Annotated in this window: 20 protein-coding genes; 6 read left to right on the top strand and 14 right to left on the bottom strand. The window is 62.2% G+C overall.

The genetic code is table 11. From position 1 onward, the window contains the following. Nucleotides 1-234: 234 nt before the first annotated feature. Nucleotides 235-1,293 carry a haloacid dehalogenase-like hydrolase gene (locus NTD89_RS04920; protein WP_145157782.1) on the bottom strand — a complete coding sequence of 353 codons (1,059 nt, stop codon included), beginning with the start codon at nt 1,291-1,293 and terminating at the stop codon, nt 235-237. Between the two features lie 241 nt (nt 1,294-1,534). Here NTD89_RS04920 and NTD89_RS04915 point away from each other — a divergent pair, with 241 nt between their 5' ends. Further along, entirely contained in the window at nt 1,535-2,926 is a 1,392-nt protein-coding gene (locus NTD89_RS04915) for an L-cystine transporter (protein WP_145157785.1), read from the top strand. A gap of 85 nt (nt 2,927-3,011) precedes the next feature. Here NTD89_RS04915 and NTD89_RS04910 read toward each other — a convergent pair whose 3' ends face one another. Further along, nucleotides 3,012-3,524 carry a dihydrofolate reductase gene (locus NTD89_RS04910; protein ID WP_262206617.1) on the bottom strand — a complete coding sequence of 171 codons (513 nt, stop codon included), beginning with the start codon at nt 3,522-3,524 and terminating at the stop codon, nt 3,012-3,014. 69 nt (nt 3,525-3,593) lie between these two features. Between NTD89_RS04910 and NTD89_RS04905 the strand changes: the two genes are divergently transcribed. Beyond that, a complete protein-coding gene (locus NTD89_RS04905; protein WP_262206616.1) occupies nt 3,594-4,973 on the top strand; it encodes a DUF2868 domain-containing protein in 1,380 nt (459 codons plus the stop codon). Further along, the gene (locus NTD89_RS04900; protein ID WP_262206615.1) at nt 4,966-6,333 is read left to right on the top strand and encodes a GTPase/DUF3482 domain-containing protein; all 1,368 of its coding nucleotides are present in this window, start codon (nt 4,966-4,968) and stop codon (nt 6,331-6,333) included. The genes NTD89_RS04905 and NTD89_RS04900 overlap by 8 nt, the downstream gene beginning before the upstream one ends. On the opposite strand, the gene NTD89_RS04895 is transcribed toward NTD89_RS04900, so the two are convergent. The 7 genes from NTD89_RS04895 to NTD89_RS04865 all read right to left on the bottom strand — a co-directional run bounded on the left by NTD89_RS04895 (nt 6,330) and on the right by NTD89_RS04865 (nt 15,432). Further along, nucleotides 6,330-6,884, bottom strand: coding sequence for a phosphonate degradation HD-domain oxygenase (locus NTD89_RS04895; RefSeq protein WP_262206614.1), 555 nt, complete (start codon nt 6,882-6,884; stop codon nt 6,330-6,332). The two genes, NTD89_RS04900 and NTD89_RS04895, sit on opposite strands and share 4 nt — an antisense overlap. Next, the gene (locus NTD89_RS04890) at nt 6,884-8,017 is read right to left on the bottom strand and encodes a TIGR03364 family FAD-dependent oxidoreductase (RefSeq protein ID WP_262206613.1); all 1,134 of its coding nucleotides are present in this window, start codon (nt 8,015-8,017) and stop codon (nt 6,884-6,886) included. Before NTD89_RS04890 ends, NTD89_RS04895 begins: the two co-directional genes overlap by 1 nt. Nucleotides 8,018-8,142: 125 nt before the next feature. Continuing rightward, nucleotides 8,143-9,165: a putative 2-aminoethylphosphonate ABC transporter substrate-binding protein gene (locus NTD89_RS04885; protein WP_145157799.1), complete on the bottom strand. Its 1,023-nt coding sequence runs from the start codon at nt 9,163-9,165 to the stop codon at nt 8,143-8,145. A 22-nt stretch (nt 9,166-9,187) separates the two neighbouring features. Then, nucleotides 9,188-10,894 (bottom strand): putative 2-aminoethylphosphonate ABC transporter permease subunit, encoded by a 1,707-nt coding sequence (locus NTD89_RS04880; protein ID WP_262206612.1) that lies wholly within the window; start codon nt 10,892-10,894, stop codon nt 9,188-9,190. A 1-nt stretch (nt 10,895) separates the two neighbouring features. Further along, on the bottom strand, nt 10,896-11,960 hold the full coding sequence (locus NTD89_RS04875) for a putative 2-aminoethylphosphonate ABC transporter ATP-binding protein (protein ID WP_242199798.1): 1,065 nt from the start codon (nt 11,958-11,960) through the stop codon (nt 10,896-10,898). A 237-nt stretch (nt 11,961-12,197) separates the two neighbouring features. Next, entirely contained in the window at nt 12,198-13,061 is an 864-nt protein-coding gene (locus tag NTD89_RS04870) for a LysR family transcriptional regulator (RefSeq protein WP_262206611.1), read from the bottom strand. Between the two features lie 16 nt (nt 13,062-13,077). Beyond that, nucleotides 13,078-15,432, bottom strand: coding sequence for a heavy metal translocating P-type ATPase (locus tag NTD89_RS04865; protein WP_262206610.1), 2,355 nt, complete (start codon nt 15,430-15,432; stop codon nt 13,078-13,080). Between the two features lie 85 nt (nt 15,433-15,517). Between NTD89_RS04865 and cadR the strand changes: the two genes are divergently transcribed. Next, the gene (gene cadR, locus NTD89_RS04860) at nt 15,518-15,967 is read left to right on the top strand and encodes a Cd(II)/Pb(II)-responsive transcriptional regulator (RefSeq protein WP_145157813.1); all 450 of its coding nucleotides are present in this window, start codon (nt 15,518-15,520) and stop codon (nt 15,965-15,967) included. 140 nt (nt 15,968-16,107) lie between these two features. Here the strand turns inward: cadR and NTD89_RS04855 are convergent, their stop codons facing one another. Together NTD89_RS04855 and lgt are read right to left on the bottom strand one after the other, a co-directional pair. Further along, the gene (locus NTD89_RS04855; protein WP_106575719.1) at nt 16,108-16,941 is read right to left on the bottom strand and encodes a thymidylate synthase; all 834 of its coding nucleotides are present in this window, start codon (nt 16,939-16,941) and stop codon (nt 16,108-16,110) included. 54 nt (nt 16,942-16,995) lie between these two features. Then, a complete protein-coding gene (gene lgt / locus NTD89_RS04850) occupies nt 16,996-17,808 on the bottom strand; it encodes a prolipoprotein diacylglyceryl transferase (protein WP_056857664.1) in 813 nt (270 codons plus the stop codon). 214 nt (nt 17,809-18,022) lie between these two features. On the opposite strand from lgt, the gene NTD89_RS04845 reads away from it, so the two are divergent. Next, nucleotides 18,023-18,769 carry an NRDE family protein gene (locus tag NTD89_RS04845; RefSeq protein ID WP_262206609.1) on the top strand — a complete coding sequence of 249 codons (747 nt, stop codon included), beginning with the start codon at nt 18,023-18,025 and terminating at the stop codon, nt 18,767-18,769. A gap of 100 nt (nt 18,770-18,869) precedes the next feature. On the opposite strand, the gene ptsP is transcribed toward NTD89_RS04845, so the two are convergent. Together ptsP and NTD89_RS04835 are read right to left on the bottom strand one after the other, a co-directional pair. Further along, nucleotides 18,870-21,149 (bottom strand): phosphoenolpyruvate--protein phosphotransferase, encoded by a 2,280-nt coding sequence (ptsP, locus tag NTD89_RS04840; RefSeq protein ID WP_262206608.1) that lies wholly within the window; start codon nt 21,147-21,149, stop codon nt 18,870-18,872. A gap of 22 nt (nt 21,150-21,171) precedes the next feature. Then, nucleotides 21,172-21,651 carry an RNA pyrophosphohydrolase gene (locus NTD89_RS04835; protein WP_003176750.1) on the bottom strand — a complete coding sequence of 160 codons (480 nt, stop codon included), beginning with the start codon at nt 21,649-21,651 and terminating at the stop codon, nt 21,172-21,174. A gap of 143 nt (nt 21,652-21,794) precedes the next feature. Between NTD89_RS04835 and NTD89_RS04830 the strand changes: the two genes are divergently transcribed. Beyond that, nucleotides 21,795-22,451 (top strand): HAD family hydrolase, encoded by a 657-nt coding sequence (locus tag NTD89_RS04830; protein ID WP_262206607.1) that lies wholly within the window; start codon nt 21,795-21,797, stop codon nt 22,449-22,451. A 111-nt stretch (nt 22,452-22,562) separates the two neighbouring features. Here the strand turns inward: NTD89_RS04830 and NTD89_RS04825 are convergent, their stop codons facing one another. Next, nucleotides 22,563-22,976, bottom strand: a complete 414-nt coding sequence (locus NTD89_RS04825; protein WP_242199795.1) for a DUF2269 family protein — start codon at nt 22,974-22,976, stop codon at nt 22,563-22,565. Nucleotides 22,977-22,991 lie beyond the last annotated feature (15 nt).

Raw genomic sequence — 22,991 nt, 5'->3', positions numbered from 1 at the left:
TGACACACCGCTTTCGCGGGCAAGCCCGCTCCCACAGGTGACCGAGTTCCAACATGAGCATGCGGTCGAATGTGGGAGCTGGCTTGCCTGCGATCGCGGTGGGCCAGCCGACTCATGTAGGGCCTGAAACGCCGCCTTCGCGGGCAAGCCCGCTCCCACAGGTGACCGGGTTCGAACTTAAGTATGCGGTCGAATGTGGGAGCGGGCTTGCTCGCGAAAGCAGGCGACTCGGTCTTACTGAATCTCGTCCGGCTTGACGATCACCCAGTTCTTGTCCGCCGTCACCGGCAGCCCTTCCTTGGCCTGGGCCGCCGCGTGTTTGGCCATCATGCCGTTGAGTTGGGTCATGTATTTATCCTTGCGGTTGATCCACAGGTGGACGCCACCCTTGGCCACGTCCACATCGTGAAACAACATGTAGCCGTCGCTGGTGGGGGTGTCGCCACCGACGATCACCGGTTTTTTCCACTCATCGATGTAGGTGAGGATCGCCGCGTGCTTGCCGGCCATCCAGGTCGCCGGGGTCCACAGGTACGGGGTCAGTTCCAGGCCGAGGTTGGCTTTTTCGTCGTATTTGCCGGCGGCGATCTGCTTACGCGCGGTGGTCAGCTCGCCGGTCTTGCGATCCTTGAGCAAGGTGCTCACGCCGATGACGTTCTCGGGTTTGACGTTGTAGCCGTACTTCGGATCGGCGGCGACCATGCGCACCAACTCCTCGGACGCGGCAGTCATCACATACACCTCGATGCCGTTTTCCATCAGCTTGTTGAACAGCTCAGCCTGGCCGGTGAAGACTTTCGGCGGCTGCACGTCCATGGTCTTGACCACGTCACCGTCGTAATAGGTGACCGGCACCGGCTTGCCCGACGCCATCATCTCGTCGACGTAGCCCTTGAGTTCCTTGAGGGTGAAGCCGGAGAAAATCTGCGCAACCCACGGGTAGCAGACCATGTCGTCCACTTCGCAGAGTCGGTAGTAGTAGCTGAACAGGCTTTCCTTGTGGTCGGCGGTGTCTTTGAACGGAATCAGCTTGAGGGACGGGTCCATGGTGTCGCGGGTGATCAGGCCTTTGTTCTCAAGGTACGGCAGCAGGGACTCTTCGAGGTCGTAGCGGTAACTGGTGTTGTCCATGTCGAACACCGCGAAGTTACCCTTGTTGGCGTTGGCGGCGATCATCTTGTTCAACTGCTCGGCGGCAGGCGCCGGCCAGTGCTTCAACTCGGTGGCGGCAAATGCCTGGCTGGCGAGGCCCAAGCAGAAGGCGGCGGCCAGTAGTGTTGGCGCGAACTTCATAAGCGATTTCTCCCTGAGTGAAAGACATCGACGCTAACAAATCTGTGTGACAGTTATCGCCCGAGCACGACCGCTTGCGTCGTGATTGCGCCAAGGGCGTGTGCCTGAGCGTCAAAGGCTTATTCCAAAAACGACAGTCACCATTCCATATCGGTATTAAATCAATATATTTCAAGCTGTTAGGCTTTCCGGTTCGCAATCGCAGGCTCACGCGATTGGCTGCCTTCTCAACGGAGCTTCAATGAATCTGCCCCTGATTCTCAACGTACTGGTGTTCGTGGCCCTGCTTTTGGGCCTGGCACAAACCCGCCGCACACACTGGAGCCTCGCCAAGAAGGTTCTGTTCGCGCTGGTGCTCGGCGTGCTGTTCGGCGCGGCGTTGCACACGATTTATGGCGACGGCAACCCGGTGCTCAAAGCCTCGATCAGCTGGTTTGATCTGGTCGGCAATGGTTACGTGCAGTTGCTGCAAATGATCGTGATCCCGCTGGTATTCGCCTCGATCCTCAGCGCGGTGGCACGTCTGCATAACGCCTCGTCCCTGGGCAAGATCAGCTTCCTGACCATCGGCACGCTGCTGTTCACCACGGCAATTGCGGCGCTGATCGGTATCGGCCTGACCAACCTGTTCGGCCTCACCGCAGAAGGCCTGGTGGCCGGCACCCAGGAAATGGCGCGCCTGCAAGTGATCCAGAGTGATTACGCAGGCAAGGTCGCCGACCTGAATATTCCGCAGCTGCTGCTGTCGTTCGTGCCAGCCAATCCGTTTGCCGACCTGGCCCGGGCCAAGCCGACGTCGATCATCAGCGTGGTGATTTTTGCTGCGTTTCTCGGGGTTGCCGCACTGCAACTGCTCAAGGACGACGTGGAAAAAGGCCAGAAAGTGCTCAACGCCATCGACACCCTGCAAGCCTGGGTGATGCGCCTGGTGCGCCTGGTGATGAAGCTGACGCCCTACGGCGTGCTGGCGCTGATGACCAAAGTGGTCGCCGGCTCCAACCTGCAAGACATCATCAAGCTCGGCAGTTTTGTGGTGGTGTCGTACCTGGCGCTGGGCCTGATGTTTGTGGTGCACGGCCTGCTGCTGTCGCTGGCCGGGGTCAACCCGCTGCGCTTCTTCCGCAAGGTGTGGCCAGTGCTGACCTTTGCCTTCACCAGCCGCTCCAGCGCAGCCGCCATCCCGCTGAGCATTGAAGCGCAGACCCGCCGCCTGGGTATCCCGCAATCGATTGCCGGTTTCGCCGCCTCGTTTGGCGCGACCATCGGCCAGAACGGTTGCGCCGGTCTCTACCCGGCCATGCTCGCGGTGATGGTTGCACCGACCGTGGGCATCAACCCGCTCGACCCGCTGTGGATCGCGACGCTGGTCGCGATCGTGACCTTGAGTTCGGCCGGTGTGGCCGGTGTTGGCGGCGGCGCGACCTTTGCCGCGCTGATCGTACTGCCGGCGATGGGCTTGCCGGTGTCACTGGTGGCGCTGCTGATTTCCGTGGAGCCGCTGATCGACATGGGCCGTACGGCGCTGAACGTGAACGGTTCGATGACGGCGGGCGCGATTACCAGCCAGATCATGGGGCAGACGGATAAAGCGTTGCTCAATGCCGATGAGCATGCTGAGTTAGCGCAGGCCTGATAGACCGCTATCGGGGGCAAGCCCCCTCCCACACTTGATCGCGTTCACTCGGTCAACTGTGGGAGGGGGCTTGCCCCCGATGCTTTTAGGCTTTTTCCCAGACTTCGAAGTTGTACGCGGGCTTATCGCCCTCGGCCGGGTTCTCGACATTCGACACCAGCTTCCACTGGTTCAGATCAAACTCGGGAAACCACGCGTCCCCGTCCGGGCTCAACGCAACCCGCGTCAGATACAGGCGATCCGCCTGCTCCAACCCTTGCGCATACAACTGCGCACCGCCGATCAGCATCAGCTCATCCACGCTTTGCTCCAGCGCCCAGGCCTCGGCCCGTTCCACCGCCGCAGCCAGCGACGGAAAAACTTCCGCACCTTCAAGCGTCAGATCGGTCTGACGGCTGACCACGATATTCAAGCGCCCCGGCAGCGGTCGGCCCAGCGAATCCCAGGTCTTGCGCCCCATGATGATCGGCTTGCCGAGCGTGGTGGCCTTGAAATATTTGAAATCCCCCGGCAAATGCCAGGGCATGCTGTTGTCGACGCCGATCACGCGGTTTTCACCGAGGGCTGCGATCAGGCTTAAAGGGAGAGTTTTTTTCATGGCGACGAGAATACCAGAGCTGCGAGTCAGCGGTTATGCTCCAACCTCACTTGCTCAACAGGACGGCGCGTGACTGCTCTGACTCCCCTGCACACCCTTTGGCTGACAGAAACCGTGCGCCTGCGTGAAGAACACGCCGGCCCACTCGAAGACTTGGAAGCCAACCGCTTGGCCCGCACGGCCGGTGGCGACTTGCCGACGCGCATCCAGGCGCGCGCCCTGCACTTGGCCGAACGCGACGGACTGACCGCCGCCCTGACCCGCTGGCTGCAAGGCGCCCGTTTGGCGCTGGTGCTGTTGGCCGTGGTCGCGGTGATCAGTGGCGCCGGCCTGGCGTTTGCCGCGCTGGGTAACGGCCTGACCCCGGTGAATGTGTTCTGGGCGCTGGGCAGTCTGCTCGGCTTGAACCTGATTCTGCTGCTGAGCTGGGCCTTGGGCCTGGCGTTTGCCGGCGAGCACAGCGCCAGCCTCGGCCGCCTGTGGCTGTGGCTCAGCGAAAAATTCGCGCGTGATGCCAAGGCGGCTCAACTGGCGCCGGCACTGCTGCTGTTGCTGCAACGCCACAAACTCAATCGCTGGGCAGTGGGTGTGCTGGTCAACAGCCTGTGGTTGCTGGCATTGCTCAGTGCCATGGTGATTTTGCTGACACTGCTGGCCACCCGGCGCTACGGTTTTGTGTGGGAAACCACCATCCTGGGCGCCGACACCTTTGTCGCCGTCACCCAAGCCCTCGGCAGCCTGCCCGCGCTGCTGGGCTTTAACGTGCCGACCGTCGACATGATCCGCGCCAGCGGCGACTCCGCCCTGAATATCGAAAGCGCACGCCAAGCCTGGGCCGCCTGGCTGGTGGGCGTGCTGCTGGTCTACGGCCTGCTGCCGCGGTTGATCCTCGCGCTGCTGTGCCTGTGGCGCTGGAAACGCGGGCGCGCCGCCTTGCGCCTGGACCTCAACCTGCCCGGCTACAGCCCGTTGCGCGAACGCCTGATGCCAAGCAGCGAACGGCTCGGTGTCAACGATGCAGCGCCTGAACAGCTGCACCAGGTCAGCGGTGGCGTCAGCGAACTGCAGAGCGACGGCGCCCTGCTGGTGGCCATCGAACTCGACGATCAGCACCCGTGGCCGCCCAAATTACCGGCCAGCATCAAAAACGCCGGCATTCTGGACAGCCGCGAATCGCGCAACAAACTGCTGGAACAGCTCACGCGCTTCCCACCCGCACGCCTGGCCATCGCCTGCGACCCTCGTCGCTCGCCTGACCGTGGCAGCCTGGCGCTGATCGCCGAACTGGCACGCAGCGCCACGGCCACCCGCGTGTGGCTGCTGCAGGCACCGCCCGGCCAGGCGCTGGACGCCGAGCGCCTTGGCGATTGGCACGCCGCGTTGCACCAACTCGAACTGCCCTTCGCCGACTGCGCGCCGCTCACATGGCTGGAGACCGGTCATGACTAAACCGCTGAAACTGGCCGTGGTCGGCCACACCAACGTCGGCAAGACGTCGCTTTTGCGCACGCTGACCCGTGACGTCGGCTTCGGCGAAGTCTCTCATCGCCCCAGCACCACGCGGCATGTGGAAGGCGCGCGGTTGTCGGTCGACGGCGAAGCCTTGCTGGAGCTGTACGACACGCCCGGCCTGGAAGACGCAATCGCCCTGCTCGACTACCTGGAGCGCCTGGATCGCCCCGGCGAGCGCTTGGACGGCCCGGCACGCCTGGCGCGTTTCCTGGAAGGCAGCGAAGCGCGCCAGCGTTTCGAACAGGAGGCCAAGGTTTTGCGCCAACTGCTGGCCTGCGACGCCGGCCTGTATGTGATCGACGCTCGCGAGCCGGTGCTGGCCAAGTACCGCGACGAGCTGCAAGTGCTGGCCAGTTGCGGCAAGCCACTGCTGCCGGTGCTCAACTTCGTCAGCAGCAGCGACCACCGCGAACCCGACTGGCGCGAAGCCCTGGCCCGCCTGGGCCTGCATGCGCTGGTGCGGTTCGACAGCGTCGCGCCGCCGGAAGACGGGGAGCGCCGCCTGTATGAAAGCCTGGCCCTGCTGCTGGAGAATGCGCGGCCGCAGCTGGAACGGCTGATCCTCGATCAGCAAGCCCAGCGCCAGGCCCGCCAGCAGAGCGCCGCGCGGTTGATCGCCGAGTTGTTGATCGACTGCGCCGCGTGCCGGCGCAGCGTGGTCACCGAGGATGAACAGCAAGCCATCGGCGATTTACGCAAGGCCGTGCGCCAGCGCGAACAAAAATGCGTGGAAGCCCTGCTCAAACTTTTCGGCTTTCGCCCGCAGGACGCCACCGCCAGCGACTTGCCGCTGCTCGACGGCCGTTGGGGCGATGACCTGTTCAACCCCGAAACCCTCAAACAACTTGGCGTGCGCGTCGGCGGCGGGATCGCCGCAGGCGCGGCCGCCGGGGCCGGCGTGGATTTGCTGGTTGGCGGCCTGACCCTGGGCGCCGCCGCGATTGCCGGTGCGATTGCCGGCGGTGCGCTGCAAACCGCGCGCAGCTACGGCAGCCGTCTGCTGGGCAAGATCAAGGGCCATCGCGAGCTGACCGTCGACGACAGCGTGCTGCGCCTGCTCGCCTTGCGCCAGCGCCAGTTGCTCAAGGCCCTGAACCTGCGTGGCCATGCGGCGATGCACAGCATCAAGGTCGACACGCCTCAGGACAAAACCTGGCGCGAGGGCAAGCTGCCGGACGCGCTGCATAAAGCCCGCGCGCACCCGCAATGGTCGTCCCTCAACCCTCACGCCAAACTCAGCCAGACCGAGCGCCAGGAACAGGTCGAGGCGCTGGCCCTGCGCCTGGATGAACGCTAAGCCGCAAGCAGTCGCCGGGCCTTGGCCTTCAACACTTCAAGGTCCAGCACCGGCACGTGCATGTCCTTGGCCTGCTCATCCCAGTGGCGCATGCGCAGGCTCACCGAACAAAGCGGGTCCTGCTCGAACGCCTGGGCTTCTTCGGCGCTCATCACGCCGCCCTGGTAACTCAGGGTTCGGCGGCTGGCTTCGCTTAAGCGGGCGTAATAGGCCGGCTGGCTGAAGGTCAGGTAGCGCTTGGCCTGCACGTGATACTCCACCAGCCTGGCCATGCGTTCGCTGAACCCTGCGCGGCGCAAATAATCCGCGCCTAGCCGCTCGTGGCTGGCCACGCCGTAACCGCCCATGTTCTCGCCGCCCTGGCCGCAGAGGTGCCCGATGTCGTGGAAAAACGCCGCCAGCACCACTTCATCGTCAAAGCCCTCAGCCATAGCCAGCTGTGCGGCCTGGGACATGTGTTCGATCTGCGACACCGGCTCGCCGATGTAGTCTGCCGTGCCATGCTGCTCGTACAAGCCGAAGAGTTCGGCAATCGCCTGTTCCGGGTTCATCACGCCTCACCCCACACCGTGCTGATGTTTCGTTCGGCCATCGCCGGCCCGACGCTCATGCCCACACCGGTGTGCATCAACGCCGCGCTCACGCCCGGTGCTACGCGCAGGAACGAAAACGGCACCGGCCCACGCGCGCCGTACACGCCCTGCCAGCGCTCCACCACCTGAACCTTGCAACCCAGGGTCTGCTGCGCCAGTTCGATCATCCAGTCATCGACCTGCTCGGTATTGAACGGCGAGGCATCGCGGCCGTAGTCATGGGAATCACCGATGATCAGTTCGCCATAAGGCGTCGGGCTGATCAGCAAGTGAATGCCGTGTTCATGCAAATGCGGTGCATCGCGCAGGATTTGCGCCTGCACGGGCGCCGCTTCCGGCAAATCGGCGAAGGCGCCGTAATGCACACAACTGAGGCCTGTGAGCAACGCGTGTTGCAGGTTCAGGTTGACGGCTGGGCGTGCGCGCAGCATTTGCAGGCGACAGACACTCGGGTTGAGTTCAGCGATCGATTCCGCCAGCAGGGTTTGGTAGTCGTGGCCGGAGCACACAATGACCTGCTCGCCACGAAAGCTCCCCGCCGTGGTGTGCACGTGGCCGGGCTCAACGTCGCGCACCAGCGTGGAGAAATGAAACTCCACCTTCAATTCGCTGCGAAGGTAGTTGATCAGCGCCGGAATCGCTTCGCGCGAATACAACTGCTGATCGTCCTTGCCATGCAGCGCGGCGCGGTGATGGCGGAACTGGCCACCATATAGATCTTTCATCGCCGCGCCTTGCAGCAGTTCGACGTTGTAGCCGTAAGCCTGTGCACGACCGGCGCAAAAAGCTTCCAACAGCTGTTCTTCCGCCTCTGTACGCGCAAACAGGTATGAGCCCTTGCGCTTGAGCTGCAGGCCGGCGACCTGCGCCCAATGCCCCCAGATATCACGGCTTTGCAGGGCCAGGTCGAGCATCGGCCCCGGCGGTTGGCCGGTGACCAGCGCCTGGCCAAAGTTGCGCACAGAGGCGCCGAGCGGCGTGGCGCTGCGCTCGAATACCTTGACCTTGAGGCCGCGTTTGGCGGCGGCGTAGGCGTGGGACAGGCCGAGGATGCCGGCGCCGATGATGAGCAGGTCGCTGCGTTGTGTCATGAAGAAATATCCTGAATTCGAAGCCGCTATCGCCGGCAAGCCAGCTCCCACATTTTGATTTGTGAACACCGTCAAATGTGGGAGCTGGCTTGCCTGCGATGAGGCCATAAGCCCTAACGAAAACCTTACTGACCGGCCACCTTCTCCGACTTGCCGTCATAGCGCTTGCGCCATTCAGTCAGGATGCTGTCGCGGTTTTTCGAGGCCCACGCAAAGTCGTTCTTGATCAGGCGCTGCTCATAATCGGCCGGCAATTCGGTCTGCGGCTTGGCGATACCGGGCTGGGCAAGTACAGCAAAGTTGTCTTTGTACAGGTCCATCGCCGCTGCACTGGCGGAGAAGTCAGCGAGCTTTTTAGCCGCATCGGCGTGGGCAGTGCCCTTGATCACGGCAGTCGCTTCAATGTCCCAGCCCAGGCCTTCTTTGGGCAGAATGATGTCCAGCGGCGCGCCCTGGCGTTTCAGTTGAACGGCGGGGTACTCGAAGGAAATACCAATCGGGAATTCACCCGAGGCCGCCAGCTTGCACGGCTTGGAACCGGAGTGAACGTACTGGCCGATGTTCTGGTGCAGGTCGTCCATGTACTGCCAGCCTTGCTTCTCGCCGAAGGTTTGCAGCCAGGCACTGACATCCAAAAAGCCGGTGCCGGAGGAGGCCGGGTTGGGCATCACGATCTTGCCCTTGTACTCAGGCTTGGTCAGGTCTTGCCAGCTCACCGGCTTGGTCAGGCCCTGTTTCTGGGCTTCGATGGTGTTAAAGCAGATGGTTGCGGCCCACACGTCCATGCCGACCCACGCCGGCGGGTTGGCAGCGTCGCGGTAGTTTTTGCCGATTTTGTCCAGGCCTTTCGGCGCATAGTTATCCAGCATGCCTTGCTGATCGAGAATCGCCAGGCTAGAGGCCGCCAGCCCCCAGACTACGTCGGCTTGCGGGCGGTCTTTCTCGGCCAGAAGCTTGGCGGTGATGATGCCGGTGGAGTCGCGCACCCATTTGATCTCGACGTCGGGATTGGCCTTTTCGAAGGCCTGCTTGTAGGTCTTCAACTGCTCGGCTTCGAGGGCCGTGTACACGGTCAGCTCGGTCTTGGCGAAGGCATTCAGGCTGAATGCGGTGAGTACGGCAGCGACCAGCGCCAGGGGCTTGAACATGGAGCACCTCCTTCAAGGATGGTTATTGGCCGGGCGCGGTCTGGCGCCAGGCTTGAGAGCGACGCAGTGCGCCACGTGAGGCCCACGCCAGCAGCAGCGAGACGCCGGCCGAGGTGAACAGAATCAAGGTCGACATGGCCGCCGCACCGCCCACGTTGCCGGCGTCGTCCATGTTCAATACGGCGACGGCGGCGAGGATGGTGTCGGGGCTGTAAAGGAAAATTGCGGCCGACACGGTGGTCATCGCCGACACAAACAGGTAGCGCACGATGTCCAGCAGCGCCGGCAGGCAGATCGGCACGGTGACACGCAGGTAGTGGCGGTACAGCGGCGCCTTGAGGGACAGCGCGGCGGCTTCGAATTCGCTGTCGAGCTGGCGCAGCGCCGTGGTCGCGGTCATCTGCGCGGTGGTCAAATAGTGCGCAATGGTGCACACCACCAGCAGGGTCATCGTCCCGTAGAACACATGCAGCGGGTTGCCGCCCAGGTTGAAAAAGAACACGTAGCCCAGGCCCAACACCAGGCCCGGCACGGCCATCGGCACAAAGCTGAGCATGCGCAGGGCCAGGTTCAGGCCCTTCTGGCTTTTGGTCTTTTCCATCAGGTAGGCGCCGGTGAAGATCAACACGCTGCCGATCAGCGCCGTGCACAGCGCCATGGTCAGGCTGTTGCGGTAGGCCAGCCAACCGCCGCCGGCCGTGTCTTCGAACTGGTAGTGGTTGAGCGACAACGACAGGTTGTACGGCCAGAATTTCACCAGCGAGGAATACACCGCCATGCCGAATACCAGCAGCAACACCGCGCAGATCAGCGCCACAATGGCCAGGTAGCAACCATCACGCAGCCGCGACGGTGCCGGCTGGAACACCTGGGCGCGGCCGCTCATGGCATCGCCCTGCCGACGGCGCAGCCAGGCATCGACGCCAAAGCTGAACAGCGCCGGCAGCAGCAACACCATGCCGATCAACGCGCCGCGACCGAACTGTTGCTGGCCGACCACCGCCTTGTAGGCTTCCAGCGCCAGCACCTGATAATCGCCGCCGACCACAACGGGCACACCGAAGTCGGTGATGGTCAGGGTGAACACCAGGCAAAACGCGGCGAACACCGCCTGGCGCGTGGCCGGCCAGGTGATGCTGCGAAACGCCCGCGCGGGGCTGGCGCCCATGCTTGATGCCGCATCGAAAAGCCGCGCATCCGCCAGCGAAAGTGCTGACAGCAGGATCATCAAAGCGTGTGGGAAGGTGTAGATCACCTCGCCGAGAACAATGCCCCAGAAGCCGTAGATATTGTCCGAGAGCACACCGCGCAACAGGCCTTGATTGCCGAACAGGTACACCAGCGCAATCCCCGGCAGCATCGACGGCGCCATCAACGGCAGCAGTGACAGACCACGCCACATCGCTTTGCCGGGAATCAGCGTGCGTTGCAGGGCGTAGGCAAACAGATAGGCCAGCGGTACGACGATGGCCGCCACGCTGAGAGAGACTTTCAGGCTATTGCCCAGCAGCCAGTGGAAGTTAGCGCTGGTGAGCATTTCCCGCGCCGCAGCAAGACCGCCGCCCTGCCCCACTTCGCTGCTGAAACCGCGCCAGAAGATTGCCAGCAATGGCAGCAATACGGCGACACCCAGCAGCACCAGCCACAGCAGTTTGCCGCCGAGCACAAAAATACGGTCGCCGTTTTCGGCGCGCGATACCTGGCGCGGCAGGGTCATCACAGCCGCCATCTCAGGCAAACACCTGCAGGCTGCGCGGTGGCAAGGCGACCCAGATGTCCTGGGCACCCAGGCGCGGCATGGCTTCCGGGGCCAACTCAGCCAGCAGCGCGTGGCCGGGCAATTGTTCCAGTTCAAAACGCATGCGGCAGCGGTTACCAAGAAACGTGATTTCGCGAACCTTGGCCGGGAACAGGTTTTCTTCATGCACCGGCGGGTTGACGCTGATGGCTTCCGGGCGGCAGAACAAGCGCCCGGATTTCGCCACGCCTGCATCGTCGGCCAGGCGCATGTTCAGCCCGCCGACCTGGGCATGGCTCGCACTGTTGCGGCTGAACGGCAGCCAGTTACCCTGGCCGACAAACTCCGCCACAAACGGCGTGGCCGGGCGGTCGTAGATTTCCTGGGGCGTGGCGTATTGCTCGACCTTGCCGTTGTTCATCACGGCAATGCGGTCGGCCATCAGCATGGCCTCGTCCTGATTGTGGGTGACCATCAGCGTGGTGATACCCAGGCGCCGCTGCAGCTGGCGCAGCTCGGTGCATAAATGCTCGCGCACGCGGGCGTCGAGGGCCGACATGGGCTCGTCGAGCAGCAACAGCGAGGGCGCCGGTGCCAGGGCACGGGCCAGGGCGACGCGTTGTTGCTGGCCGCCGGAAAGCTGGCCGGGGTATTTCTTTTCGCTGCCCAGCAGGCCGACCAATTCGAGCATCTGGCCGACACGCTTGCGCACCTCATCGCGGCCGCTGCCAGTGAGGCCGTAGCCGATATTCGCCTCGACGGTGAGGTTGGGAAACAGTGCGTAGGACTGAAACAAAATGCCGTAGTCCCGCGCCTGCGGCGGCAGTAGGGAAACGTCGCGGTTGCCCAGGCGCAGCTCACCGCTGTCCTGGCGTTCAAGGCCGGCGATGCAGCGCAGCAAGGTGGTCTTGCCGCAACCGGACGGCCCCAGCAGGCACACCAGCTCGCCAGCGGCGACGTCCAGAGACACATTGTCCAGCGCAGTAAAGGCACCGAAGCGTTTGTGGATACCGCGCACCGTCATCGGCGCGCCGGGGTGGGTCAGGGCTGTGTTCATGGAGGCACCTCATCAAACGGATGAAGGCCATGCTAGGTGGGCAATGCGTACCTGGTGTGGCAGGAAGGCAAAATGCGGTGATAGTGGTATTGGTGGATTTGTGTAGGATTTGGAGACTGTGTCGTCGGGGCTGACGCCATCGCGGGCAAGCCCGCTCCCACATTTTGATGTGTGAACGCATTCAAATGTAGGAGCTGGCTTGCCTGCGATGGCGATTCAAAGGCCACCAAGCAAGGTTCAGAGTGGCGACATTTCCTGCGCCAACCCAAGAAACGCCGCCGGCAGGCGCGCCGACTTTCGTTCCTTGAGGCAGTACAAATACTCCGCAATCTGCGGCGCGTTCTCGATGGTCAGCACGCGCAACTGCGGGTCATGAGGCACTTCCTGACGAGCGATGATGCTGATGCCGATGTTGCGCAGCACCGCCTCGCGGATCGACTCACGGCTGCCAATCTCCAGCAACGGCCCGTAACTCACCCCAGCGCCCTGCAGCATTTCTTCGGTCAGCCGCCGCGTGGTAGAGCCCGCCTCACGCATCAGTAAGGTATGCCCGGCCAACGCATTGAGCGGCACGTGATCGAGCGTGGCCAGGGGATGATTGCGGTGCACCGCCAACACCAAAGGATCGGTGCCCAGCACGCGGCGAATCAGGCGGGGGTCTTCCAGCAGTTGGGACGACGCGGCGACATCGACGCGGTAATCGTCGAGCGCTTCGAGCACCTGCTGGGAGTTGCCGATTTCCACCGACACCTCCACTTGCGGCAGGCGTTCGCGAAAGGCTTTGACCAGGTCGAGGATGTAATACGGCGCCGTTGCGGCAATCCGTAACGTGCCCTGGACCTGGCCGTTGTTGCGCAGAAAGAACTCGATGTCGGCTTCCTGCTGCAACAGCGCCTTGACCATCGGCAGCAGGCGCGCGCCGTCGTCGCTGACAGTAAGGCGGCGCCCGCCACGGTAGAACAGCTCAACGCCGTACTGGCTTTCCAGGTTGCGAATCTGGGTAGTCACCGTGGGCTGGCTCAGCCCGAGTTTTTTCGCCGCCTGGGTAATGCTGCCCAGGCGGGCGACCATAAAAAACGCCTTTAACTCGGCACTCAGCACACCACCCTCACATCAATTATTTGCGCAACAGGCGCAGGCCATTGAACACCACCAGCAGGCTGACGCCCATGTCGGCGAACACCGCCATCCACATGGTCGCCATGCCGAGGAAGGTGACTGCGAGGAAGATCGCCTTGATCACCAGCGCCAGGGCGATGTTCTGCTTGAGGATACTCGACGTTTGCCGGGAGAGCCGAATGAAAGCCGGGATCTTGCGCAAATCATCGTCCATCAAGGCCACGTCGGCGGTCTCGATGGCGGTGTCGGTACCGGCGGCGGCCATGGCAAAACCGATCTCGGCGCGGGCCAGCGCCGGGGCATCGTTGATGCCGTCGCCAACCATGCCCACGCGGTGGCCTTGGCCGTAGAGGGTTTCGATGGCTTGCAGTTTGTCGGTGGGCAACAGGTCGCCCTGGGCCTGGTCGATGCCGACCTGGGCCGCAATCGCCTGGGCGGTGTGGGTGTTGTCGCCCGTGAGCATCAGGGTCTTGATGCCCAGGTCGTGCAGTTGCTGGATGGCTTCGCGGCTGCTGTCCTTGACCGTGTCGGCCACGGCGAACAATGCCAGCGGGCCGGACTTGTCGAGCAGCAACACCACGGACTTGCCTTGTTTCTCCAGCGCGAAGAGCTTTTCTTCAAGCTCGGGTGAACACAGGCCAAGGTCTTCCACCAGGCGGTGGTTACCCAAGTGATAGGTTTCGCCGTTGATATCGCCGCGCACACCACGCCCGGCCAGGGCCTCGAAGTTATCCACAACGTGGCTCTGCAGGTTTTTATCCACAGCCGCATTGGCGATGGCCAGCGACACAGGGTGGTCGGAGCGACCGGCCAGGCTGGCAGCCAGGGCCGGCGCACTGTCTTCGAGATTGGGAAACAGCGCCAGGTAATCGGTTTGCACCGGCTTGCCGTGGGTGATCGTGCCGGTTTTGTCGAGGGCCAGGTAGTCGAGCTTGTAACCGCCCTCCAGGTACACGCCGCCTTTGATCAGGATGCCTTTACGCGCTGCCGCGGCCAGGCCGCTGACGATGGTCACCGGGGTGGAGATCACCAACGCACAGGGGCACGCGACTACCAACAGCACCAGGGCGCGGTAGATCCAGTCGAACCAGACGCCCGCCATGAACAGCGGCGGGATAATCGCCACACCCAGGGCAAACAAGAACACCGCCGGGGTGTAAACCTTGGCGAAGGTGTCGACAAAGCGCTGGGTGGGCGCCCGAGCGCCTTGGGCCTGTTCCACGGCGTGAATGATGCGCGCCAGCGTTGAATTGTTAGCGGCGGCGGTGACTTTGTATTCCAGCGAACCGGCCTGGTTGATGGTGCCGGCGAAGACTTTATCGCCCACGCCCTTTTCAATCGGCAGGCTTTCGCCGGTGATCGGCGCTTGGTCGATGGTGGATTGGCCAGCGGTGACTTCACCGTCCAGGCCGATGCGCTCGCCGGGCTTAACCCGCACGATGGCGCCAAGTTCGATGCTTTTTACTTCTTGTTCAACCCACCCACCGTCGGCTTGCTGCACCGTGGCTTGTTCCGGGGTCATCTGCATCAAGCCACTGATGGCATTGCGTGCGCGGTCCAGGGACTTGGCTTCGATCAACTCGGCGACGGTGAACAGGAACATCACCATCGCCGCTTCCGGCCATTGGCCGATCAGGATCGCGCCGGTGACTGCGATGCTCATCAGCGCGTTGATGTTCAGATTGAGGTTCTTGAGCGCGATCCAGCCTTTTTTGTAGGTGGTGAGGCCGCCGCTGAGGATCGACACCAGTGCCACCAGTGCAATCACCCACGTCGGGGCTACGCCGGTGAAATGCAGCACTTCAGCGCCCAGCGCACCAACGCCGGACAGCGCCAGCGGCCACCAGTGTTTCTTGGCCGGCGGTGCGGCGGCGGGGGCGCCTTCTTCGATCGGGTCGGCCTGCATGCCGATGGATTTGATCGCGTCGATGATCGGCGCAGTGCTCGGCAGGTCATGGGTGACGCCGAGGATACGGTTGATCAGGTTGAATTCCAGCTGCTGCACGCCAGCGAGCTTGCCCAGTTTGTTCTGGATCAGCGTCTGCTCGGTGGGGCAGTCCATGGCTTCGATGCGAAAGGTGCTCAGGCGCGAGCCGGCGGTCGGCGCTTCGCTCAATGTGACCACGGCGGGCGCTGCCTTGCTGGAGCAGCAAGTGTCGCCGTGGCTGGCGTGGTCGTGCTTTTTGACCGGCGTCAGTTTGGCGCCGTGGTCGTGGTCATGGTCATGGTCATGGTCATGGTCATGGTCATGGTCATGGTCATGGTCATGGTCATGGTCATGGTCATGGTCATGATCGTGATCGTGATCGTGCTTGTGATCATGCTTTTTGGGGGTGTGGATGGAGTCGCTCATTCTGTCGCGTCCGTAAAGGTGCCTGTTGCCAAGTAAAGACCCTGTAGCCACTATAGGGTCAAGCACCCATTTGGAGATTGCTGCGATGAAGATCGGTGAATTGGCCAAACTGACCGACTGTCAGGTGGAAACCATCCGTTATTACGAGAAGGAAGGCCTGCTGCCGCCCCCGGCGCGTACCGATGCCAACTACCGCGTGTACACCCAGGCGCACACCGAGCGGCTGATCTTTATCCGCAACTGCCGCAGCCTGGACATGACCCTCGAAGAAATCCGCAGCCTGCTCGGCCTACGCGACAGTCCTCAGGACCAATGCGAAAGCGTGAATGCGTTGATTGATGAGCATATCCACCACGTGAAAGCGCGGATCGATGGGCTGCTGGCGTTACAGGAGCAATTGCTGGACCTGCGCCAACGCTGCGGCGGTGGGCCGGGAATGGATCAATGCGCGATTTTGCAGCGGCTGGAGGTCAGCGGCAGTGTGGCGGCCAGCGAGGCTGAGCCTTCGCATGTGGGCAGAAGCCACGGCCATTAACTCTAGCGAACAGGGTTCTAATGTGGGAGGGGGCTTGCCCCCGATGGCAGTCTGTCAGTGACTAACCGGGTGACTGAACCACTGCTATCGGGGGCAAGCCCCCTCCCATACAAGCCCATCCTTTAAGACCAGGGCGGTCTTTAAATAGCGACGTCAGCCTTGATGCTTGGGTCCGCGTCGTAGCCGACGATTTCAAAGTCTTCGAACTTATAGTCGTAGATCGACGCAGGTTTGCGCTTGATCACCAGTTCCGGCAGCTTTTTCGGCGTGCGTGCCAGCTGAGTGCGGATCTGTTCCATGTGGTTGCTGTACGCGTGGGTGTCGCCAGTGGTGACGATGATCTCGTGCGGGATCAGGTCGCATTGCTGGGCCAGCATGTGGGTGAGCAACGCCAGCGCGGCAGTGTTGTACGGCAGGCCGAGAAAAACGTCGGAGCTGCGGATGTACAACTGCATCGACAGATGGCCGTCATGCACAAACGCCTGGTACAGCAGGTGGCACGGCGGCAGCGCTTGCTTGCCGTTGCGCGCGTTTTCCTGCGGGCTCTTGGTTTCGTCCGGCAGGTACTCGACGTTCCAGCCGTGGAACAGGATGCGACGGCTGTTGGGGTTGTTCTTCAACGTGTCGACCATGTAGTCGATCTGGTTGATCTTGCCGCCGTCCTTGGTCGGCCAGGCGGTCCACTGCTCGCCGTACACCGGGCCCAGGTCGCCGTCTTCGGTGGCCCATTCGTCCCAGATTTTCACGCCGTTTTCGTTGAGCCACTTGATGTTGGTGTTGCCACTCAACATCCAGATCAGTTCGTTGGCGATGCTCTTGAAATGAAGCTTCTTGGTGGTCAGCAGCGGGAAGCCGTCGGCCAAGTTATGCCGATACTGACGGGCGAACACAGCCTTGGTGCCGGTGCCGGTGCGATCGCCCTTGGTCAAACCATTGGTCACGACGTCGTTCAGTAGTTCGAGATATTGCTTCATGTTTTTACCCGTATCGTTGAAGCCGAGGCTACGCAAAAGCCTCGGCATTCGAATTTAAAGCGCGGCGTTCTTGATGCCCTGCGGACGGTTGTAAGCCCACCACAGCAGGCCCAGGCCCGCCAGAATCATCGGCATGCTGAGGATCTGACCCATGGTCAACCAGCCCCACGCCAGGTAGCCCAGCTGTGCATCCGGCACGCGCACGAACTCGACGATAAAGCGGAAGATCCCGTAGAACAGCGCGAACATCCCCGACACGGCCATGGTTGGGCGTGGCTTGCGCGAGAAGATGTACAGAATCAGGAACAGTGCCACACCTTCCAGGGCGAACTGGTAGAGCTGCGACGGATGGCGCGGCAACTGCGCCGGGTCGCTGAATGGCGGGAACACCATGGCCCACGGCACGTCGGTCGGCTTGCCCCACAGCTCGGCGTTGATGAAGTTACCGATCCGCCCGGCACCCAGGCCAATCGGCACGAACGGCGCGACGAAGTCCATCAGCTGGAAGAACGACTTGCCGTTGCGGCGGCCAAACCACCACGCGGCGATCATCACGCCGACAAACCCACCGTGGAATGCCATGCCGCCCTTCCACACTTCGAAAATCAGCGTCGGGTTGGCGATATAGGCTGGCAGGTCGTAAAACAGCACATACCCGAGCCGCCCGCCGACAATTACGCCCATCGACATCCAGAACACCATGTCGGAGAGCTTCTCCTTGGTCCAGGTCGGGTCGAAACGGTTCAGGCGCCGGGAGGCCAGCAGCCAGGCACCGCCGATGCCGATCAGGTACATCAACCCGTACCAATGGATTTGCAGCGGACCGATAGCCACGGCCACCGGGTTGATCTGCGGGTAAGGCAGCATTGCGACTCCTCGTTAAATCATTAGTCATGACGCACCGGACCATGCCGGTGTGCGATTAAGCCTGCGTTACAGCCGCTATTTCAAATTAAGAAGTTCACACGCGCCCAATAGCCACGCATGTTAACGGATGGAAGGCGTGCGGCCCAACTTCGATACGATGGAACGCCCGCCGTTGTGTGGGTAGAGTGAGGGAAAACACAAAAGGGATCGCCTGATGTGCCTGATAGTTTTCGCCTGGCGGCCGGGCCACGCCCAGCCGCTGATCGTCGCGGCCAACCGTGATGAGTTCTACGCCCGCCCCAGCCTGCCGCTGGCCCAATGGCCGGATGCGCCGCACATTTACGCCGGCCGCGACCAGGAAGCAGGTGGCACCTGGCTTGGGGTGAACGCCGAGGGGCGTTTTGCGGCCCTGACCAATATCCGCGACCCGCACCAGCCGCCGTCACGTAAGTCGCGCGGGGAGCTTGTGGCGCGATTCCTCGCCGGTTCGCTGTCAATTGACGACTACTTAGCCGACGTTAACGGCCGTTCGATTGAATATGCCGGATTTAACCTGTTAGTGGGCACGCAGAACGAACTGTGGCATTACAACGCCAATGAGACTGCACCGACACAACTGAAGGCCGGGGTTTATGGGTTGTCCAACGCCGGGCTGGATACGCCATGGCCGAAGCTGCTCAAGGCCAAGGCGGCGTTTAGCGAGTTACTGGAAAACCCGCAGCCGGAGGCTTTGCTGGACATCTTGAGCGACCCGCAGACCGCGCCGTTTGCGGACTTGCCGGACACCGGCGTGGGGTTGGCGACCGAAAGTCTGCTGTCGAGCGTGTTCATCGCCAGCCCCAGTTATGGGACGCGGGCGAGCACGGCATTGATTGTGAATGCCGACGGGACGCGGCAGATGGTCGAGCGCAGCTTTGGGCCGCTGGGTGGTCGGCTGGGCGAGGTAGAACTCAGGATTTAGCGGCGCTTGGGCCGGCCTCATCGCAGGCAAGCCAGCTCCCACAGTGTGGAATGCATTCCCCTGTGGGAGCCGGGCTTGCCCGCGATGGCGGCCCCTCGGTTTAGAGGTTTTTTGCAGAAGCCGGGTTGATCATCCGCGTCAGCCCCAGGTTCTTCAGCGCCAACTGCAGCGAGCTGTGGATAACCTGCGGGTTGTCGATGGTCATCAGCTCGGCCAGCAATTCCTTGGCCATGTTCAGGTTCACCTGGCGCAGCATCCACTTCACCTTCGGCAAGTTGGTGGCGTTCATCGACAGGCTGTCAAAGCCCATCGCCATCAACAGCACCGCTGCGGCCGGGTCGCCGGCCATTTCACCGCAGATGCTCACCGGCTTGCCTTCGGCATGGGCGTCGCGCACCACGTGTTGCAGGGCTTGCAGCACGGCTGGGTGCAGGTAGTCGTAGAGGTCGGCCACCCGCGGGTTGTTGCGGTCCACGGCCAGCAGGTATTGGGTCAAGTCGTTGGAGCCGACCGAAAGGAAGTCCACCTGCCGCGCCAGCTCTTTAGCCTGGTACACCGCCGCTGGAATTTCGATCATCACGCCAATCGGCGGCATCGGCACGTCGGCGCCTTCGTCGCGGACTTCGCCCCAGGCGCGGTGAATCAAATGCAGAGCCTCTTCCAGCTCATGGGTACCGGAGATCATCGGCAACAGAATGCGCAGGTTGTTCAGGCCTTCGCTGGCCTTGAGCATGGCGCGGGTCTGCACGAGGAAGATTTCAGGGTGATCGAGGGTTACTCGAATGCCGCGCCAGCCAAGGAAGGGGTTGTCCTCCTTGATCGGGAAGTAGGACAGTGACTTATCGCCGCCGATGTCCAGGCTGCGCATCGTCACCGGCAACGGGTGGAAGGCTTGCAGTTGCTCGCGATAAATCGCCAGCTGCTCCTTCTCGCTCGGGAACCGTTGGTTGATCATGAACGGCACTTCGGTGCGGTACAGCCCTACCCCTTCGGCGCCGCGCTGTTGCGCGCGGGCCACATCGGCGAGCAGGCCGGTGTTGACCAGCAGCGGCACGCGGTGGCCGTCGAGGGTCACGCACGGCAGTTCGCGCAGTGAATCCAGGCCCAGCGCCAGTTGTTTCTCTTCTTCCACCACCTCGGCGTATTGCTTGCGCAAAAGCTCGCTGGGGTTAGTGAAGACTTCGCCGCGATGGCCATCGACGATCATGTCGATGCCGTCGACCTTGGAATACGGCAGGTCCACCAGGCCCATGACCGTCGGAATACCCATGGCCCGGGCCAGGATCGCGACGTGGGAGTTACCCGAACCCAGAACCGAAACCAGGCCCACCAGTTTGCCTTCCGGCACTTCGCCAAGCATGGTGGCGGTCAGCTCTTCACTGATCAGGATGGTGTTGTCGGGGTAGACCAGGTTGGTGGTGCGGTCTTCCTGCAGGTAGGCCAACAGACGGCGACCAAGGTCACGCACATCCGAGGCACGCTCGCGCAGGTAGGCGTCGTCCATCAACTCGAAACGGTTGACGTGATCGGTGACCACTTGGCGCAGCGCGCCCTGGGCCCACTGGCCGGTCTTGATCACGGTTTTGACTTCATTACCCAGCGACGCGTCGTCGAGCATCATCTGGTACACGTCGAACAGCGCGCGCTCTTCGGGACGCAGTTGCGTGGCCAGCTTGGTCGACAGGTTGCGCATGTCGGCGCGCACGCCTTCCAGGGCGGTCTTGAACAGTTTGATTTCGGCGTCGATGTCGTGGACGGTCTTGTCCGGCACCACATCGAGGTCGGCCGGTGGCAGCATGACCACCGCCGTACCGACGGCAGCACCCGGCGAACCCGGCACGCCGACGAACTTGGCTTCCTGGATGCCCTTGCCCTGACGGCCCAGGCCGCGAATCGAGCCCGTCGCCTCGGCGTGGGCAATAACCCCGGCGAGCTGCGCGCTCATGGTCACGAGGAAGGCTTCTTCACCTTCGTCGAACTGGCGGCGTTCTTTTTGCTGGATGACCAACACGCCGACAACGCGGCGGTGGTGAATGATCGGTGCGCCGAGGAACGAGGCGTAGCGCTCTTCGCCGGTTTCGGCAAAGTAGCGGTAACGCGGGTGATCGGCCGCGTTTTCGAGGTTCAGGGGTTCTTCACGCGTCCCCACCAAGCCCACCAGACCTTCATTGGGCGCCATGCTGACCTTGCCGATGGAGCGCTTGTTCAGGCCCTCGGTGGCCATCAGCACAAAACGGTTGGTCTCGGGGTCCAGCAGGTAAACCGAGCAGACCTGGCTGCCCATGGCTTCCTTGACGCGCAACACAATAATCCCCAACGCCGCCTTGAGATCCTTGGCGGAGTTAACTTCCTGGACGATCTTGCGCAGCGTATTGAGCATGGCTCGGGGTCGAACTCCGTCGTCAGTCGCGCGCTAAAAGGCGCGGGGCAAGCTCTTTGAGAGCGCGACGATAAACCTCGCGCTTGAATGTCACGACCTGGCCCAACGGGTACCAATAGCTGACCCAACGCCAGCCATCGAACTCCGGTTTACCGGTCAAATCCATCCGCACCCGCTGCTCGTTGGAGATCAGGCGCAGGAGAAACCATTTCTGCTTCTGGCCGATGCACAGCGGTTGGCTGTGGGTACGCACCAGGCGTTGCGGCAAACGATAGCGCAACCAGCCACGGGTACAGGCCAGAATTTGCACATCTTCGCGCTCAAGGCCGACTTCTTCGTTCAACTCACGGTACAAGGCGTCTTCAGGGGTTTCGTCGGGGTTGATTCCACCTTGAGGAAACTGCCAGGCATCTTGGTTGATTCGGCGAGCCCATAGCACCTGTCCGGCATCATTCGTAAGAATAATCCCGACATTAGGACGGAAACCATCGGGGTCGATCACGGCAACAACCTCGCAAACGCATGTCGCCGCATTGTTCCACAAAGGTTGTTCCAGCGGCAACGAGGCTTCTTACCTTATGTGCACTCTTGTGAAAAGACCGTATTCTGGACGCCTTTTTACAGACTTTTCAGCGAGTAACTGCAATGCGCCTGGCTTTATTCGACTTGGACAACACGCTTTTGGGCGGTGACAGCGATCACGCCTGGGGCGATTACCTCTGCGAACGCGGGATTCTCGACGCGGTGGCCTACAAGGCCCGCAACGACGAGTTCTACCAGGACTACCTGGCCGGCACGCTGGATAACGCCGAGTACCTGAACTTCTGCCTGGAAATCCTCGGCCGCACCGAGATGGCCCAGTTGAACGAGTGGCACAACGACTACATGCGCGATTGCATCGAGCCGATCATGCTGCCCAAGGCCGTGGAACTGCTGGCCAAACACCGCGCTGCGGGCGATAAGCTGGTGATCATCACCGCCACCAACCGCTTCGTCACCGCGCCGATTGCCGCACGCCTGGGCGTTGAAACCCTGATCGCCACTGAATGCGAGATGGAAAATGGCCGCTACACCGGGCGCAGCACCGATGTGCCGTGCTTCCGTGAAGGCAAGGTGACGCGCCTGAATCGTTGGCTGGAAGAAACCGGGTACAGCCTGGAAGACAGCTACTTCTACAGCGACTCGATGAACGATTTGCCGTTGCTGGAGCAAGTGACCCACCCGGTGGCGGTGGATCCGGACCCGAATTTGCGGACTGAAGCCCAGAAGCGAGGCTGGCCGGTGATTACCCTGCGTAGCTGATGGCCCTATCGGGGGCAAGCCCCCTCCCACACTCGACCGCATTCCAAAGGATCTACTCGGTTAAATGTGGGAGGGGGCTTGCCCCCGATGCAGCCGACGCGGTTTAAAGCCTTAAACCGGCTTGGCACCCATCAACCCGGCAATCGCCACAAACCCCACCAGGCTGACCACCGCCAGCACCAACGTGAAATTCAGGCTACCGCCCTCGCCTTTACGCAGGCGATTAAGCCGCGCCACCAGCCAGAACCAGGCCAGCGCCGCCACGGTGTAGAGGATGCTGGAACCCAGAATCCAGGTTTGCCCCAGCGGCCAGCCGGTCATATGCACCAGCCACCAGCCGGTAAACGGCATGCTGACCATGCACACCCCCATCAGCAACCACACAAACGCCCACGGACGTTGCACGGTAGCGGTCGGACCGACGCTGCGTTTGCGCCAGGCCAGTACCGCAAGGCCCAGGCCGCTGAGCAGCAGTAACACAGTGGCGGTGATGTGGATCACCTTGAGGGTGGTCAGCGTTTCCATGGTCTTGATTCCTTG

This window comes from Pseudomonas sp. 14P_5.3_Bac1, from assembly GCF_025466135.1.
GTDB lineage: Bacteria > Pseudomonadota > Gammaproteobacteria > Pseudomonadales > Pseudomonadaceae > Aquipseudomonas.
The sequence above is the reverse complement of the archived record's forward strand: the minus strand, read 5'-3'. Positions and strand labels throughout refer to the sequence as shown.